This window comes from Ensifer sp. ENS07 (genome assembly GCF_014852185.1).
Classification (GTDB): domain Bacteria; phylum Pseudomonadota; class Alphaproteobacteria; order Rhizobiales; family Rhizobiaceae; genus Ensifer; species Ensifer adhaerens.
In genome coordinates, this window is the sequence record NZ_JACVBE010000002.1 from 320,282 (window position 1) to 336,007 (window position 15,726).

Annotated in this window: 17 protein-coding genes; 5 read left to right on the forward strand and 12 right to left on the reverse strand. The window is 63.4% G+C overall.

Going from position 1 to position 15,726, the window contains the following annotated elements; all coding sequences use genetic code 11:
- Nucleotides 1-40 precede the first annotated feature (40 nt).
- The 3 genes from IB277_RS08610 (at nt 41) to IB277_RS08620 (ending at nt 1,844) form a co-directional block, all read left to right on the forward strand.
- Complete coding sequence (locus IB277_RS08610; protein ID WP_112770918.1) at nt 41-451, forward strand: SRPBCC family protein; 411 nt, start codon at nt 41-43, stop codon at nt 449-451.
- Nucleotides 452-455: 4 nt separating this feature from the next.
- Nucleotides 456-809, forward strand: coding sequence for a VOC family protein (locus IB277_RS08615; RefSeq protein WP_034788390.1), 354 nt, complete (start codon nt 456-458; stop codon nt 807-809).
- 138 nt (nt 810-947) lie between these two features.
- Complete coding sequence (locus IB277_RS08620) at nt 948-1,844, forward strand: hypothetical protein (protein WP_060520627.1); 897 nt, start codon at nt 948-950, stop codon at nt 1,842-1,844.
- Between the two features lie 34 nt (nt 1,845-1,878).
- Here IB277_RS08620 and IB277_RS08625 read toward each other — a convergent pair whose 3' ends face one another.
- Nucleotides 1,879-2,682, reverse strand: a complete 804-nt coding sequence (locus IB277_RS08625; RefSeq protein WP_112976544.1) for a helix-turn-helix domain-containing protein — start codon at nt 2,680-2,682, stop codon at nt 1,879-1,881.
- A gap of 104 nt (nt 2,683-2,786) precedes the next feature.
- Between IB277_RS08625 and IB277_RS08630 the strand changes: the two genes are divergently transcribed.
- A complete protein-coding gene (locus tag IB277_RS08630; RefSeq protein WP_112976543.1) occupies nt 2,787-4,340 on the forward strand; it encodes an MFS transporter in 1,554 nt (517 codons plus the stop codon).
- Nucleotides 4,341-4,719: 379 nt separating this feature from the next.
- Here IB277_RS08630 and ccoP read toward each other — a convergent pair whose 3' ends face one another.
- The 4 genes from ccoP to ccoN are packed head-to-tail and all read right to left on the reverse strand — an operon-like array spanning nt 4,720 to nt 8,126.
- Nucleotides 4,720-5,583, reverse strand: coding sequence for a cytochrome-c oxidase, cbb3-type subunit III (gene ccoP, locus IB277_RS08635; protein WP_060520625.1), 864 nt, complete (start codon nt 5,581-5,583; stop codon nt 4,720-4,722).
- A gap of 4 nt (nt 5,584-5,587) precedes the next feature.
- Nucleotides 5,588-5,740 carry a CcoQ/FixQ family Cbb3-type cytochrome c oxidase assembly chaperone gene (locus IB277_RS08640; RefSeq protein ID WP_034788377.1) on the reverse strand — a complete coding sequence of 51 codons (153 nt, stop codon included), beginning with the start codon at nt 5,738-5,740 and terminating at the stop codon, nt 5,588-5,590.
- A 12-nt stretch (nt 5,741-5,752) separates the two neighbouring features.
- Nucleotides 5,753-6,484, reverse strand: coding sequence for a cytochrome-c oxidase, cbb3-type subunit II (gene ccoO / locus IB277_RS08645; protein ID WP_034788367.1), 732 nt, complete (start codon nt 6,482-6,484; stop codon nt 5,753-5,755).
- 13 nt (nt 6,485-6,497) lie between these two features.
- Nucleotides 6,498-8,126, reverse strand: a complete 1,629-nt coding sequence (gene ccoN / locus IB277_RS08650) for a cytochrome-c oxidase, cbb3-type subunit I (RefSeq protein ID WP_034788365.1) — start codon at nt 8,124-8,126, stop codon at nt 6,498-6,500.
- A 253-nt stretch (nt 8,127-8,379) separates the two neighbouring features.
- Between ccoN and IB277_RS08655 the strand changes: the two genes are divergently transcribed.
- On the forward strand, nt 8,380-8,814 hold the full coding sequence (locus IB277_RS08655) for a hemerythrin domain-containing protein (RefSeq protein WP_348646587.1): 435 nt from the start codon (nt 8,380-8,382) through the stop codon (nt 8,812-8,814).
- 106 nt (nt 8,815-8,920) lie between these two features.
- On the opposite strand, the gene IB277_RS08660 is transcribed toward IB277_RS08655, so the two are convergent.
- From IB277_RS08660 to IB277_RS08690, 7 genes are all read right to left on the reverse strand, one after another.
- Entirely contained in the window at nt 8,921-9,631 is a 711-nt protein-coding gene (locus IB277_RS08660; protein ID WP_034788334.1) for a PAS domain-containing protein, read from the reverse strand.
- Between the two features lie 371 nt (nt 9,632-10,002).
- Nucleotides 10,003-10,932 carry a lipid A biosynthesis lauroyl acyltransferase gene (locus IB277_RS08665; RefSeq protein ID WP_034788563.1) on the reverse strand — a complete coding sequence of 310 codons (930 nt, stop codon included), beginning with the start codon at nt 10,930-10,932 and terminating at the stop codon, nt 10,003-10,005.
- 11 nt (nt 10,933-10,943) lie between these two features.
- Nucleotides 10,944-11,972 (reverse strand): zinc-binding dehydrogenase, encoded by a 1,029-nt coding sequence (locus tag IB277_RS08670; RefSeq protein WP_034788322.1) that lies wholly within the window; start codon nt 11,970-11,972, stop codon nt 10,944-10,946.
- 275 nt (nt 11,973-12,247) lie between these two features.
- The gene (locus IB277_RS08675; protein ID WP_060520623.1) at nt 12,248-13,531 is read right to left on the reverse strand and encodes a beta-ketoacyl-ACP synthase; all 1,284 of its coding nucleotides are present in this window, start codon (nt 13,529-13,531) and stop codon (nt 12,248-12,250) included.
- A gap of 12 nt (nt 13,532-13,543) precedes the next feature.
- On the reverse strand, nt 13,544-14,746 hold the full coding sequence (locus tag IB277_RS08680; RefSeq protein WP_034788318.1) for a beta-ketoacyl-ACP synthase: 1,203 nt from the start codon (nt 14,744-14,746) through the stop codon (nt 13,544-13,546).
- A gap of 1 nt (nt 14,747) precedes the next feature.
- Nucleotides 14,748-15,233 (reverse strand): 3-hydroxyacyl-ACP dehydratase FabZ family protein, encoded by a 486-nt coding sequence (locus IB277_RS08685; RefSeq protein ID WP_034788315.1) that lies wholly within the window; start codon nt 15,231-15,233, stop codon nt 14,748-14,750.
- Between the two features lie 115 nt (nt 15,234-15,348).
- Nucleotides 15,349-15,633, reverse strand: a complete 285-nt coding sequence (locus IB277_RS08690; protein WP_089044188.1) for an acyl carrier protein — start codon at nt 15,631-15,633, stop codon at nt 15,349-15,351.
- Nucleotides 15,634-15,726: the final 93 nt, after the last annotated feature.

The following is a 15,726-nucleotide window of genomic DNA, read 5'->3' on the forward strand; positions in this document are numbered from 1 at the left end:
CGGGCGACCCGTGCTACTCCGTCATGCAGGAGAACAAAGCATGGCAACACTTGAAGCAAAGATCGTTCACACCACCATCGACCGCGACTGGCGCGACGTCTATGCCTTCATGGCAAAGCCCGAGAACATGCCGCGCTGGGCGTCCGGCCTGTCGTCGGGCTTGACCCGCGAGGGTGATCACTGGCTGGCGCCGGGTCCGCTCGGTAATGCCCGCGTGCGCTTTGCGCCTGACAACGCCTTCGGCGTCACCGATCATCTCGTCACGCTGGAAGACGGCACAGAGGTCCACAATGCGCTGCGCGTCGTGCCGAACGGCGACGGCGCGGAGGTGATGTTCACGCTGCTGCGGCAGCCGGGCATGAGCGCCGAACAATTTGCCGGCGATGCCGGCTGGGTGGCGAAGGATCTCGCCACCTTGAAATCGATCATGGAATCCGGAGAAGACAGGTAGAAAAATGGGTAACAAGGGCAACGACAGCCGCATCGACTATGTCGAGTTCAATGTCTCCGACATCGCCGCCACCAAGGCCTTCTACGGCAGCGCCTTCGGCTGGACCTTCACCGACTACGGCCCGGAATATTGCGAATTCCAGGACGGCCGACTGACCGGCGGCTTTACCACCACCGGCCCCGTCGGCAGCGGCGGACCGCTGATCATCCTCTATGCCGACAAGCTCGAGGATATGCTCGCCCGCGTCGAAAAGGCCGGCGGCAGGATCGTCAAGCCGATCTTCACCTTCCCTGGCGGAAGGCGCTTTCATTTCGCCGACCCGGATGGTTACGAACTGGCGGTCTGGTCTGCGCAGTAAATTGCCGGGAGGGTCAGGCCAGGAGGGCGGTGGCGCTACGACCGCACCGCTTCCCTGTGGACACGCGCTCCGGCTTTACGCCGGTTTAATCTCTACACGTCAGAATTGCGCTCGACGAACACGAGGGCGCGCAAGAGCATGGCCGACACGCATGATTTTCTGAAGAACTCCGTCATCATCGGCGCGCATCCCGATGACGAGTTGCTGTGGTTCACCTCGATCCTCCGAAAAGTCGACGAGGTGATCATCCTTTACCGCGATATCTGGTCGGAGCCGCAGATGGGCGACGCACGCGCCGCTGCGATCAAGGCCTACCCGCGCGGCAACGTGCGCTTTCTGGAAATGGAAGAAACCGGCTCCTTCGATTGCGCCGACTGGACGAACCCGAAGCCCGGTCCCTTCGGAATGGAGTTCGGCACCGAAGGCACACGCCGCGAAGCCAAGCGCATCGTCAAGAAATCGCTGTCGCAGATCATGCCCGGCAGCTTCCGCCACTCCACCCGGCCAATCGCCCAGGCTTACCGGGACAATTACGAAACGCTCTATCGCACGCTGCTGCCGCTCCTGAAGCCCGACATGAACGTCTTCACCCACAATCCCTGGGGCGAATACGGCCATGAGGATCACGTCCAGGTCTTCCGGGTGCTGGACCGGCTGCGCGACGAGATCGGCTTCAAGCTCTGGATGTCGAACTATTGCACCGAGCGCTCCATGCCGCTCGCCATGCAGTATTTCAGCCGCAGGCCGCAAGACTATATCCGTCTGCCCGCCGACAAGGGCTTCGCCGAGCAGGTGGCAAACATCTACCGCCAGCACGGCTGCTGGACCTGGCGCGACGACTGGATCTGGTTCGACGACGAGTGCTTCATGGAAGCGCCGTCGAGCAAGCCGGAAAGCGGCGGTTTTCACCTCCTGCCGATGAACCTTTTCAACTTCGGCACGGTCGTGAGAAAGCCGGTCAACACCTCGCTGCTGCTCGGCACGGCGCTATCGAGCGTCGTGGTCGGCGCTACCATCGCCGCAGCCCTCGAATAAGAAGGCCCGGCGCCTGCCGCTTCGGGCGTCGCCGTCAGGCAAGCGCCGGTTCGGCGAAGTAAACCACCATCCGCAGATGCCGGTGCTCGTCCACAACCAACGTCTCGTGGCGGAAACACAGGCGCTCGCCCCCGGCATCGATCAGGGAACCGATCCCGCGACGGACCTCGTCAACGCCAGGCGCTGCCCACCAGCGCCTGAAATCGGCCGACAGGTCCTTCAGGCTTTCGACCAGGGCCAGCATCGACGGATCATCCGGCGCCACGGCAAAATCGTATCGGAACTGGGCAAGCAGCTTCGGCGCGTCCTCGCGCCAGGCAGGCATGCGCCTCCGTATCTCGGGATCGGCAAACACCATTTGCAGGATATTGCCAAGCTCCGGCTGCCGGGCGCTAAAGCCGAACAAAGCGTCTGCCGCAGCGTTCCAGGCAACGACATCCCAGCGCAGGTTGATCACATGGGCCGGCCGGACCCTGAGCTCGTCCAGCAACGTCTGGATCAGCGGCGAAACGGTGACGCGATGATGTGCCTCCGGCGGTGGCGGCCGCTTGTGGGCAAGCAGGAACAGATGGCTGCATTCGGCGTCGTCGAGCTTCAGCGCTCGCGCCACATTCAGCAGGAACGCCTCCGACACTTTGATGTCGCGCCCTTGCTCGAACCACGTGTACCAGGTGAGCCCGACGCCGGCGAGCGCTGCCACCTCCTCCCGCCTGAGGCCCGGGGTGCGCCGCCGCCCGGTGAAGGCAAGGCCGGCATCGGCCGGCGTCAGCTTCGCCCTGTGTCTCGTCAAAAACTCCGACAGCTCGTTCTTGCTTCGCTCAAGACTTCGTTCGTTCACGCTGTTGCTCTCAGTAATAGGATAACTACTTAAATTGTAACAGGATGATTGTGCCCTGAAGATGTGGTCTCCGCAACCAGCCCAAGCGAAGACGGAGGCCACTTTTGACAATTCTCAGCGACCGACCATCCCACCTCACCGACCATGCCGATCCCGGTGAAACGCGCGCGGGCCTGCGAGAATGGGCCGGGCTCGCCCTGCTCGCGCTCCCCACCATCCTGCTCGGGCTCGACCTGACGCTGCTGCATCTCGCTTTGCCGGCGCTCGCGGCGGATCTGAAGCCCACCAGCACCCAGGCGCTCTGGATCGTCGATGCCTACGGCTTCATGATCGCCGGCTTTCTGATCACGATGGGAACGCTCGGCGACCGCATCGGTCGCCGCAAGCTCTTGATGCTGGGCGCGGCCGCCTTCGGCGTCGCCTCGGTGCTTTCGGCCTATTCCACCAGCGCCACCATGCTGATCACTGCACGCGCGGCACTCGGCGTTGCCGGCGCAACGCTGATGCCGCCGACCCTGGCGCTGATCAGCAACATGTTCCTGAACCCGCACCAGCGCGCGCTTGCGATCGGCGTCTGGGCGACCATGTTCGCGCTCGGCATGGCCGCGGGGCCGATCGTCGGCGGCATCCTGCTCGAACGTTACTGGTGGGGGGCTGCCTTCCTCGTCGCACTGCCGATCGTCGGGCTGCTGCTCATCGTCGCGCCGTTTCTGCTGCCGGAATATCGTGCCCCGCAATCGGACCGCCTGGACATGGCCAGTGTGGCGCTGTCGCTGGCGGGGCTGCTGCCTATCGTCTACGGCATCAAGCAGGTCGCCAAGGATGGCCTTGGGCTCGGCGCCACGCTCGGCCTGACCGTCGGCCTCGTCGCCACGCTCCTCTTCATCCGGCGACAACGCCGGCTTCGAAGCCCGCTGATCGACCTCGAGCTCTTCTCCGACCGCGCCTTCCGCACCGCGCTGTTGATCCTCCTGATCGGCCTGACGGCTGTCGGCGGCACGATGCTGCTCGTCACCCAGTATCTGCAGCTCGTCGTCGGGCTTTCTCCGCTGTCGGCGGGCCTGAGAATGGGCCCCTCGGCGCTCGCCATGCTTTTGGCCGGCATCACCGCACCGCTCATCGCCAGGCGCTTCGGCCCCGGCCCCGTGATCGCAGCGGCGCTGGCGCTCTCCGTGGTCGGCTACCTCCTGCTCGCCCAGCTCGGCCATACGCCATACGGGGTCGGGCTGGTAACCGCCGCATTTGCGCTCGTCTATCTCGGCCTTGGAACCATTGCCGCGCTTGGCACCGATCTCGTCGTCAGTGCAGCGCCCGCCGAAAAGGCCGGTTCGGCCTCGGCCCTCTCCGAAGTGGTGCAGGAACTCGGCCTTGCCGTCGGCATCGCCACGCTCGGCAGCCTGACCACCGCCGTCTACCGCATCGAAATGGCCGGCCAGACGCTGATCCCCGGCGAGATCGGCGACAGGCTGTCGGACAGCCTCGCCGGCGCCGTATCCGTCGCGACCGAGCTACCGGCGGGCATGCTGGAGCAAGCCCAGGCCGCCTTCATGACCGGCTTCAACGCAGCCGCCGCCGTTTGCGCCGTCGCCATCGCGATCATGGCGACGCTGGCCGTGGTTTCGTTGCGAAGGCGTGTCGGCGAAAAGGCGAGATCTTGAGTGGACACGTCGGCCAATTCATTGACATTTCCCCTCAATGACGAAACGTCTCCAGATGAAAAAGGCCGCGCCCTTTGGCGCGGCCTTTTCGACTGGATGGATGAGAGCTGCCCCTCACTGTCCTGCCGGACATCTCTCCCCGCCTGGCGGGGAGAGGAACGCTGGGGTCACCCGCCCGGCATCAAGCCTGAAAAGTCTGAGCGGTAGCCCACTCAAGAACGTGATGGGCGGCTCCATCGCCAACCATACTTTTAACCTGGCGAGGCTAGCGCGGCTTGCGCCCTTCTCCCCGCCTGGCGGGGAGAAGGGCCAGCAGGCGAATGAGGGGCGCCACCATCACCTACGGATGAGTGGCAGGTCCGCAAGCCCCTCGTTCCTCTTATTCGCCGCCACCCAGCGAATGCACGAAGATGGCGAGCTGCTTGACGGTGGTGTCGCCGAGGCGCGGCAGCCAGGCGGGCATGACGCCGTGCTTGGGCGCCTTCATCTGGGCGACGATCGCCTGTTCGCTCGAGCCGTTGAGCCACAGCGCATCGGCAAGGTTGGGCGCGCCGAACTCGCGGTTGCCCTTGGCGTCGGCACCGTGGCAGGAGGCGCAGTTTGCCTCAAACAGCGCCTTGCCCGGCTCTACCATGGAGGCATCCGACGGCGTGCCGGTGAGGCTGACGACATAGGCCGCCGTCTGCTTGATCTCTTCCGGCTGCAGGATTTCCGCGAAGGACGGCATTTCCGAGACACGGGTGTCGTCGTCGCCGTTATAGCGGATGCCGTGGGCGATCGTCTGGTAGATCTCTTCGGGCTTGCCGCCCCAGAGCCAGTCGTCGTCGTTCAGGTTCGGGAAGCCGGCAGAACCGGCCGCACCCGAGCCGTGGCACTGGGCGCAGTTGACCTTGAAGGCCGAGGCACCGCCGGAAACGGCGAAGTGCTGCAGCTGCGGATCGGCCATGATGTCGGCGAGCGAGCTCGACGCGATCTTCTCGAGGTTGCCTGCCTGCGCCGCCTTGGCGCTGGCAAGCTCCGCACTCACCTCGGCGCGGCTCGAATAGCCGAGCACGCCCTTGGTGGCGTCGGTCAGAAGCGGCACGGCCGGATAGACGATCATGTAGCCCACCGCCCAGACGATGGTCGCGTAGAAGGTATAGACCCACCAGCGCGGCATCGGGTTGTTAAGCTCGCGGATACCGTCCCATTCGTGGCCGGTGGTCTCGACGCCGCTGATTTCGTCGACGTGTTTGTCCGCCATTCTATTAATCCTCCTTCAGGGGGATGGCTGCGGCATCATCGGCGGCCTTCTTGGCGCCGGGCCGGAAGATGAAGGCGACGACGCCCAGGAAAAAGAGCGTCATGGCAAGGAGCGCCCAGCTATCGGCGAACTGGCGCATGGCCGTGTAGGTTTCCATGGTGCGGTCTCCTTAGCGATAGCCGGTGGTGTCGTCGTAGGTGGAGAAGTCGACCAGCGTGCCGAGCATCTGCAGATAAGCGATGAGCGCGTCCATCTCCGTCAGCTTCTGCGGATCGCCGTCGAAGTCGCCGAGCTTGGCCTTCGGATAGCGGCCCTCGACGCCGGACGTGTCGGCGTTCGGATCTGCCTGCGCCTTGATGTCGGCAAGCGCGTTGTCGATCATCTCGTCCGTGTAGGGCACGCCGACCGCCTTGTTGGCCTTGAGGTTCGCGGCGATGTTGTTCACATCGAGCGGCGTCGCCTTGAGGAAGGCGTAGCTCGGCATCACCGATTCCGGCACCACCGAGCGCGGCTCGATCATGTGCTGCACGTGCCACTCGTTGGAGTAGCGGTCGCCGACGCGCGCCAGGTCCGGCCCAGTGCGCTTGGAGCCCCACTGGAACGGATGGTCGTACATGGATTCCGCCGCCAGCGAGTAGTGACCGTAGCGCTCCACTTCGTCGCGGAACGGGCGGATCATCTGGCTGTGACAGACATAGCAGCCTTCACGCACATAGATGTCGCGGCCGGCAAGCTCCAGCGGCGAATAGGGACGCATGCCCTCCACCTTCTCGATGGTGTTTTCGAGGTAGAAGAGCGGCGCGATTTCCACGATGCCGCCGACGGAGACGACGAGCAGCGAGCCGACGAGCAGCAGGGTCGCGTTGCGTTCGAGCGTCGCGTGTTTGTCGAGAATGGACATTCTCTATGCCCTCCTATTCCGCAGCCTTGAGCGCGGGCGTCGCACCGAAGATCGGGGCTTCATCGCGCACGCGGCCGAGGATGGTCATGGTTACGTTGAAGGCCATGAGCAGAGCTCCGGCGAGGAAGAGTGCGCCGCCAAGGGCACGCAGCACGTAGTAGGGAACCATGGCCGCGACCGATTCCGCGAAGGAATAGACGAGGAAGCCCTGGTCGTCGTACTCGCGCCACATCAGGCCCTGCTGGATGCCGGCAACCCACATGACCGCCGCGTAGACGACGATGCCGAGCGTGGCGAGCCAGAAGTGCCAGTTGACCATGCGCACACTGTAGAGGCGCTCGCGGTTCCACAGCTTCGGAACGAGATAGTAGATCGCGCCGAAGGTGATGAGGCCGTTCCAGCCGAGCGCGCCGGAATGCACGTGGCCGATGGTCCAGTCGGTGTAGTGGCTGAGCGAGTTGACCGTCTTGATCGACATCATCGGACCTTCGAAGGTCGCCATGCCGTAGAAGGCAACTGCCATGACCATCATGCGGATGATCGGGTCGGTACGGATCTTGTCCCAGGCGCCCGAAAGCGTCATCAGGCCGTTGATCATGCCGCCCCAGGAGGGCATCCAGAGCATGACCGAGAACACCATGCCGAGCGTCTGCGCCCAGTCGGGCAGCGCGGTGTAGTGGAGGTGGTGCGGGCCTGCCCAGATGTACATGAAGATCAGCGACCAGAAGTGGATGATCGACAGGCGGTAGGAGTAAACAGGGCGATTGGCCTGCTTCGGGATGAAGTAATACATCATGCCGAGGAAGCCGGCCGTCAGGAAGAAGCCGACGGCATTATGCCCGTACCACCATTGCGTCAGCGCATCCTGCACCCCGGCAAAGGCCGAGTAGCTCTTGGAGCCGAGGAAGGAGACCGGAACCGCCAGGTTGTTGACGATGTGCAGCATCGCGATCGTGACGATGAAGGCGAGGTAGAACCAGTTGGCCACATAGATATGCGGCTCCTTGCGCGTCAGCAGCGTGCCGAGAAAGACGGCGAGATAGGCGACCCAGACGATCGTCAGCCACAGGTCCACATACCATTCCGGCTCCGCATATTCCTTCGACTGGGTGATGCCCAGCAGATAGCCGGTGGCGGCCATGATGATGAAGAGCTGGTAGCCCCAGAACACGAACCAGCCGAGATTGCCGCCGAAGAGGCGGGCACGGCTGGTGCGCTGGACGATGTAGAAGGACGTTGCGATCAGCGCGTTGCCGCCGAAGGCGAAGATGACCGCCGAGGTGTGCAACGGCCGCATGCGGCCGAAGTTGAACCAGGGCTCGATGTTGAGGTCCGGGAAGGCAAGCTGGAGTGCAACCACGACACCGACGAGAAAGCCGACGACGCCCCAAAAGACGGTGGCGATCACGCCGTACTTGACCACCTCGTCAAAATACTCCGACTGGGGTGGCGGCGGTGACGCCCTGCCCGCGGAAGCCGGGCTGAACTCGATGCGGCGCATCAGGAGGATGGTGCCAGCAAGAAGCGTGAAGAACAGCACCCACATATGGGCTTCGAAGTGCCGGTCCTGGGCAAACCCGGCGCCGACAAGCGCCAGGAATGCACCGACCCCGAGCAGGATCATCTCGAATGTGTATTTCATGGTTGGGTCCCCAACTTTATCCGAACGCACGCGACAACACCCCGAAACGAGGGGTGTCACCGCAGCTTGCCCGAAAGTGTCAGAATCGGGGCAGCCCGGCCTTGATTCAGATCAAGGCTTTGTCACCTCGTTTGGATCATCCTCGGCAAACAATAGGGAGCGCCGTGGGAGCTGGCGTCTGAAGCCGATGAAAAAGACTTTTGAAGACGGACGAATCCGCAGCCGGCTGGACCCGGCCCCCCGGCGAGAGCCCGTGGCCGAGCCGTTTGCCTGGCTTGCCCGCGCCCACGAGGAGCAGCTTGCGCTCTGCAATTGCCTGGAGGAAATCGCCGACAGCCTGCCTGCGGAAATCGACCGGCAGAAATGCCTCTATGCCGCAAAGGTGCTGGAGCCGCTGATCCGCGAGATGCATTCGGGCGAAGAAAACCTCGTCTTCTCCTGGATCGAGCGCACCTACCGCGGCGATCCGACGCTCCGCGCGACGCTGGAGCGGCTGAAATACGAACACTGCGAAGACGAGTGCTTCGCCGAGGAGCTGACCGAAATGCTGGAGCGCCTCGGCGCTGCCGACCAGACGGTCAATGCCGAGACCGCCGGCTACATGCTGCGCGGCTTCTTCACGAGCCTCAGGCGGCACGTCGGCTTCGAGCAGGAATGTCTGCGCAGCATCACCGCGCCGGTCGGATAAACCGGCCTTTGGGGGCAGCGCGCCGCAAAACGGACACGTCAGGCGGCCGTTATCCGGCCGCGCATCCCCTCATGCATTTTCGATTGATACCGCCGGAACCGGCGCCTCAGGCCGCGATCGCGCGGCGGCGGTCGGCATGTTCCTGGATCACTAGAATAGCGCCGATGAGCTTGCCGGTGCTCGACATGCACGGCGTCAGCCGGCAGCGCACGACGACCGTGCGCGCGTCGACCGTCTTGGCGAAGGTGTAGTCCACCACCTCGCCGGCGAAACACCGGTCGAGATAGGATTTCACCCGAAGCTCGAACCGCTGGATGCCGATGAACTCGACGATATGCCGGCCGATCAGGTCCATCGGGCGGCTTTCCAGATGCTCGGCATTGCGCGGATTGGTGTAAAGATAGCGGTAGTCGGGCGTGATCACCGCAAGCCGGTCCGGGAAGCTGTCGAGGATCGCCTCGTTGAGCAATCCTTCGTCCGCCCTGCCCTTGTTCGGCTGCGCCGGCAGGCGCTCCAGTTGCAGGTCGGCGAGGTTCTCCGCACCGGTCGCCGCGAAGTAGCGATTGATCAGCGATTGCAACAACTGCGAATGGCGCAACACGCAGGAAATGTCGTCGGCTTCGACGCGCAGAATGTCGATCAGGAACTGGAACTGAAGCCGGGCATCTTCGACGCTCACCGCCTTCTCGTCGTAGACGGATCTCAAGATCGGATCCAATTCGCGATCCAGAATGCTGATCAAATGCTCGTCTGCCGTACGAACGGCATACTGCAGCTGCGAATATTTGAACCAGAACAGCTCAATCAGTGCGTTCAATTCGAAACCCCAATTCCCCCACGGCAAAACCGCTTCGATGCACTTACAAAACAGGCGTAGATGCTCAGGACACTGATCTGGTTCTTGACGTTTCCCCCACCACTTCCGCGTAAAACCGCACTGCTCGGGTCATCCAAAGCGCTTGCAGGCATTTTCTCACGCGACAGGCATAAGTTTACACTCATTGCGATAGCGTTCAACAGCAGAAAGAAAAACTTAACGTTTACGCACGTTTTCGAGGGAAGATCGGTGCCGATACTCCCGCGTACTTGGCAAAACGCAAAGCCCGGCACATGGGTTGCCGGGCTTGCAGGAAGATCAAGCCTGCTTGCGCAAGACGCAATCTGGCTGGGGTCGCGGGCGAAGGAGAATCAGTCTTTCAGGTAGCGCTTGATGTGCCAGCGGTCGTGATACCAGAGCCATTGGCCGGGATATTCCCTCACCCAGCTTTCCACCTTGTCGTTCAGAACCTGCGCCGTAGCGGTCACGTCGACGCTGCCGTCGGCCTTGCGTGGGATGGCGATCGCCGGTTCGATCTCCAGGCGGAAACGGCCACCCGGCAAGCGGATGCAGCGGGCTGGATAGACCTCGCAGTTGAACTGGCGGACGAGCTTGGCGAGCAGCGGGTTGGTCTGCACGTCCTGGCCGAAGAACTTGGTCTTTAGACCCTTGCGGAACTTCTGGTCGACGAGAACCCCGACGCCCTGGCCGCGCTCCAGCTGGCGGGCGAGCGCAAAGGACGAGCCCGCATGCGACGGCACGAGCTTGCCCATGCGTTCTGCGCGGAAGTTGAAGACCTTTTCGGCCACGTATGGGTTGTTCGGCGGCCGGAACAGCACCGTCACGTCGAGCCCGAAGGCTGAGCCGGCGACCGGCAGCATTTCGAAATTGCCGCTATGCGCGGTAAAGACGATGAAGGGGCGCGGATTGTCGCGAAGCTCGAGGAACAAGGGAATGCCCGAGACTTCGATGCGCCCGGGCGTCGTGCGCTCCGGGTCGAAATCGAAGAGACGGTCGAGGAACACGTATTCGGCCGCCATGCGGCCCATGTTGCCCCAACTTTCGAGCGCGATCTGCTCGATTTCCGCTTCGCTCTTTTCCGGGAATGCGTTGCGCAGGTTCGTCAGCGTCAGCTTCTGACGGCTGGTCTTCGGGCCGATGAACCGCAGGGCGCGATCCATGAAGTTGATCGCGCCGTCAGCGGGAAACATCTTCAGGATCGTCAGAAGCAGAAACACGAACTGCGCAATCAGCCACTGGCGGAAACGATCCGCCGCCAGCACCAGCCGTGTGATCAGCATGCGCACGTCGATCAATCCATCTTCAGGATGATCTTGCCGAAGATCTGGCGCGATTCCATGCGCTCCAGCGCGCGGTCGATCTCGTCGAGGCCGATTTCGGTGTCGATGACCGGATGTACGAGGCCGCGCGCCATCTTCTGCATGGCGTTCGCCATGTTTTCCATGCGGCAGCCGAAGGAGCCGAGCAGCTTCAGCTGCTGCTGGAACAGCATCATCAGGTTCATGTCGGTGGACACGCCCGAGGTGGAGCCGCAGGTAACGAGACGGCCGCCGCGCTTCATGCAGAGCATCGAGCCCGCCCAGGTGTCCTTGCCGACGTGTTCGAACACGACGTCGACGCCCTTCTTCTTGGTAAGCTTGCGCACCACGCCCTCGAAGCGGTCGGTGCGATAGTTGATGACGTGATCGGCGCCGAGCGCCTTGGCCTTCTCGATCTTGTCGTCGGAGCCGACGGTGGTGATCACGGTGCAGCCGATCTTCTTGGCAAGCTGGATTGCCGCCGAGCCGATGCCGGAACCGCCAGCATGCACGAGGATGGTTTCGCCGGGCTCAAGCTTGGCGTTATCGAACAGCATGTGCTCGACGGTACCGAAGGTGACCGGAGCAAGGGCTGCGGCAACCGCGTCGACGCCCGGAGGTGCCGGAACCAGCAGGCGCGCCGGCAGGTTGATCTTCTCCTGTGCGAAGCCGTCGAGGTGGAAGCCGTGAACGCCGCCGACATGTTCGCAGAGGTTGTCGCGGCCTTCCTTGCACGGACGGCAGAGGCCGCAGGTGCGCGCGCCGTAGATCGAGACGAGCTGGCCCGGAAGCACGCTTGAAACACCGGGACCGATGCTGTCGACGACGCCTGCTGCCTCGGCGCCGATGACGAGCGGCATCTTGCGCTTGGCGAATGCCATGCCGCGCCAGCCCCAGACGTCGATATGGTTGAGCGCAACCGCCTTGACGCGCAACGTCACCTCGCCCGGGCCGGGTGCTTCCGGTTCCGGAATGTCGGTGATTTCGAGCTTGCGGTCATCGAGCAGTTGCAGGGCGCGCATGGTTCTTCCTTTAAATGTTCAGATCGACAGGCGGCATATACACGTCTTGTGGGCATGTCGCCATTCTACAGAGAGCGGCGCGTGCCCCCCTCTGCCCTGTCGGGCATCTCCTCCACAAGGGGGGAGATTGGATGTGGCACCCCTTTGCCCTTCACGAAAAGCACCGAAATCGGGCCTTGTTATTGGAGCGATCGGCCGGCCGCGCGTCGATCTCCCCCTTGTTGGGGGAGATGGCCGGCAGGCCAGAGGGGGTATTTCGTTTCACCAGGTCCGGCTCAAGCCGGCTCGGCCGTCATCACCAGGCTGGCGTTCTGGCCGCCGAAACCGAAGGAGTTCGACAGCACCGCAGACACCTGCTGGCTGCGTTTCACGTTCGGCACCACGTCGAGCACGATCGCCGGATCGGGGTTCTGGTAGTTGATCGTCGGCGGCAGCGTGCCCGTCAGCATCGTCTGGATCGAGAACACCGCCTCGACTGCACCGGCGGCCGTCAGGGTGTGGCCGATCATCGACTTGTTCGACGAGACCGGGATCGACGGCAGATGCTCACCGAAGACGGCAGACATCGACAGATATTCCATCTTGTCATTCTCGGGCGTCGAGGTGCCGTGCGCGTTGATGTAGCCGATGCCGCCTTCGTCGATGCCGGCGTCGGCAAGGGCCGCGCGGATCGTCGCAATCGCCGGGCCGCCGTCGGGCGACGAGCGCGTGCGATGGAAGAGATCGGCCTTCTCGCCGCAGCCCTTCAGGATGCCGTAGACGCGGGCGCCGCGGGCAACGGCAGCTTCCAGCGATTCGAGCACCAGGGTCGCAGCGCCTTCGGCGATGACGAAGCCGTCCCGATCCTTTGTGAAGGGCTTGGAGGCCTTCTCCGGCGGATCGTTCTGGGTGGAGAGCGCGGAAAGCAGCGCAAAGCGGATGAGTGCTTCGGCGCTGACCGAACCATCGGTCGCTACCGTCAGCGCACGATCGGTGCGGCCCTGGCGGATCGCCTCGACGCCGAGCTGGATCGCGGTCGCGCCCGAGGCACAGGCCGTCGAGAGCGTCACCGGCAGGCCGCGCGTGCCGAAGCGATCGGCAAGGCGCTCGGAGATCGAGCCGAAGAGCACGGCCTCATGGAACACCGGATCGGCCTTCTGGCGCATCGCGGCGAGGAAACGGTTGTACGCATCGCCCGGCTGTTCGGAAGGCGGCGAGCGGTCGGCAAGCTCGAAGCGCGCGCTCCATTCCGGCTCGATCGGCGGGGCGGCCAGAAACAGCGGACCGTTGAAGTCGCCGGAAAGCCCGGCCTGCGCCAGCGCTTCCAGCGTCGTCTCGCGCGCCATGGCGTAGGAGCGCTCGACGGAGTTGGCCGCCGGCACCTCGATGAAATCGACCATGCCGGAGATGCGGGTGTTGAGACCCTCCGTCGGGAAACGGGTGATCTTGCGGATGCCGGAGACGCCGCCGGTCAGCGCTGACCAGTTGTCTTCCAGGCCCTGCCCGAGCGAGGTGATGACGCCCATGCCAGTGACGGCGACGATCGGACGACCGAGATGATCCTTGTAAGCGTTGCTCATCAATCGTTCCTCTTATTCGGCCGAAAGGACCGCGACGCCTTCGCCGCGTGAATGACCGACGGTGGTCACGACCGCCGACCGGGCAGCCGCCGTCATCGGCTTTTCGAAGCTGCCGTCGAAGGCCGGTACCTTGGCGCCGTGGCCGAGCGTGAGTGCAGCAAGCGCGAGGCCCGCCGGAAACTGCGCCTCGATGCTGTGCCCGACGATGCCGCCATAGGCACGCACCGGCGCGCCGGCCAGATTGGCCTGCAGGAACGCCTTTTCGCTGGCGACGAGATCATGAAAGCCTGACGTGCCGGAAAAGACCACGGTGCCTGCCGGGTCGAGCTTTTCGGCCGGTTTCGCCAGGTCCGCAAGGCGTGCTTCGAGCTTGCCGTCAGCGCGGCTGCCGCGGTCGCTGCCGATCGCGTCGATCGTCGCATAGATGCGGGCACCACGGGCTTCGGCGTACTCGCGTGATTCCAGCACCAGGAAGGCTCCGACCGACCCGGGGATCATGCCGCCGCCGTTGTCGCGGCTGCGCGACCAGATCGGGTGCCAGTCACCGGTCGCCTGGCCCTGGATCGCCTCGATCATCAGCATGATGTCCAGGCGCTCGGCCGAAAACGCGCCGCCGACGAGCGTATGGGTCGACTGGCCGGCCTTGATCCGGGCAAAGGCGGTTTCGATCGCCGAGATGCCGGCCGCTTCCTCGCCCATGAAGGTGCGCGACGAACCGGTGACCTTGTGCACGATCGAGATGTTGCCGGCGAGCAGGTTCGAAAGCTGGGCCAGGAACAGCGTCGGCCGCAGTTCGGTCGTCAGCTTTTCATTGAGGAGCTGTTCGCGGTCGTTGCGCTTCAGCGCCTCGTCGACGATCAGCGAATCGACGTTGATGTCACGCTCGCCGCCGCCGGCAGCGACGATCATGTCCATGCTGCCGCAGGCTTCGAGATTGTCCTTGAGACCGGCGTCATCGAGAGCCAGGCCCGCGGAAAAAACGCCGAGACGCTGCCAGTTTTCCATCTGCCGCTGGTCGCCACGCTTGGCGATCTGCTGCGACCAGTCGATCTCCGGCAGCGGGTGCACCGGATAGGGGCTGAACTTTTCGGTCTCGACGCGCACGGCCGGCGACGTGCCGGCGGTAAGCAGCGCCAGATGCGGCTCGACGCCGACGCCCTGACTGGTGACGATACCGACGCCGGTAATGACAACGTCGTTTGCAGATTTGCTCATCTTACTTCTCCGAACCGGCTGCCGCCGAAAGCGCCGCCATCAGACCCACTTCTCCAGCCCGCTTGCGCACGATATCGCCGAGCGGAACCTGATCGAACGGCATCGTTCTCAGTTTCAGCTGGGCATCGCAGACCTTCTTGCCGCCAGAGGTGATCTTCGCCTTGGTGACGGCGAAGCCCGAACCTTCATGCTCGAGGAAAGCCTCGATCTCGAGTTCGGCCGAGGGCTCGACGAAGGTCCGCATCTTGGCGCCGTCGACCGACATCAGGAAGGGCATGGCGGCGAAATTGGTGGCGGCGAGCACCAGGAAACCGGAGGCCTGCGCCATGGTCTCGATCAGAAGCACGCCGGGCACCAGCGGGTAGCCTGGGAAATGGCCTTCGAACACCGGGCTCTTCTCCGGCACGACGGACCGCGCCGTCAGCCGGCCAGCCGAAAGATCGACCGTTTCGACACGGTCGATCATCTGGAAGTATTCAAGGAGCATTGAGGCTCACCCTGTTGGTTTCGGGCTCAAGTAAAAACGCCAATGCCGCCTGTCAAGCGCGGGGCGCGACGGGCGGCATTGGAAATCGAGTGGCAAGGCTCGGGCGAAAGCCCGATCAGCCCTTGGCAGCCCGCAGTTCGTCGATCTTGGCGCAGAGGTTCTTCAGAACGAAGTATTCTTCGGTCGAAACCTTGCCTTCGTTGACTTCCTGCGTCCACTGCTCGAGCGGAATCTTGATGCCGAATTCCTTGTCGATCGCAAACACGATGTCGAGGAAGTCCAGGCTGTCGATGCCGAGATCGTCGATCGTGTGGCTTTCCGGCGTAATCGTCTCGCGATCGATCTCGCTCGTTTCCGCGATAATGTCGGCAACCTTGTCGAATGTAGCTGTCACGCGCATACCTCTAATATTTTAAGTCGAGTCTCGGCGATCCTATAGGTAAATGCGCCGCAAAAGCCAATGGCCTTGATGGCAAAGGCTTTCGAATTGGAA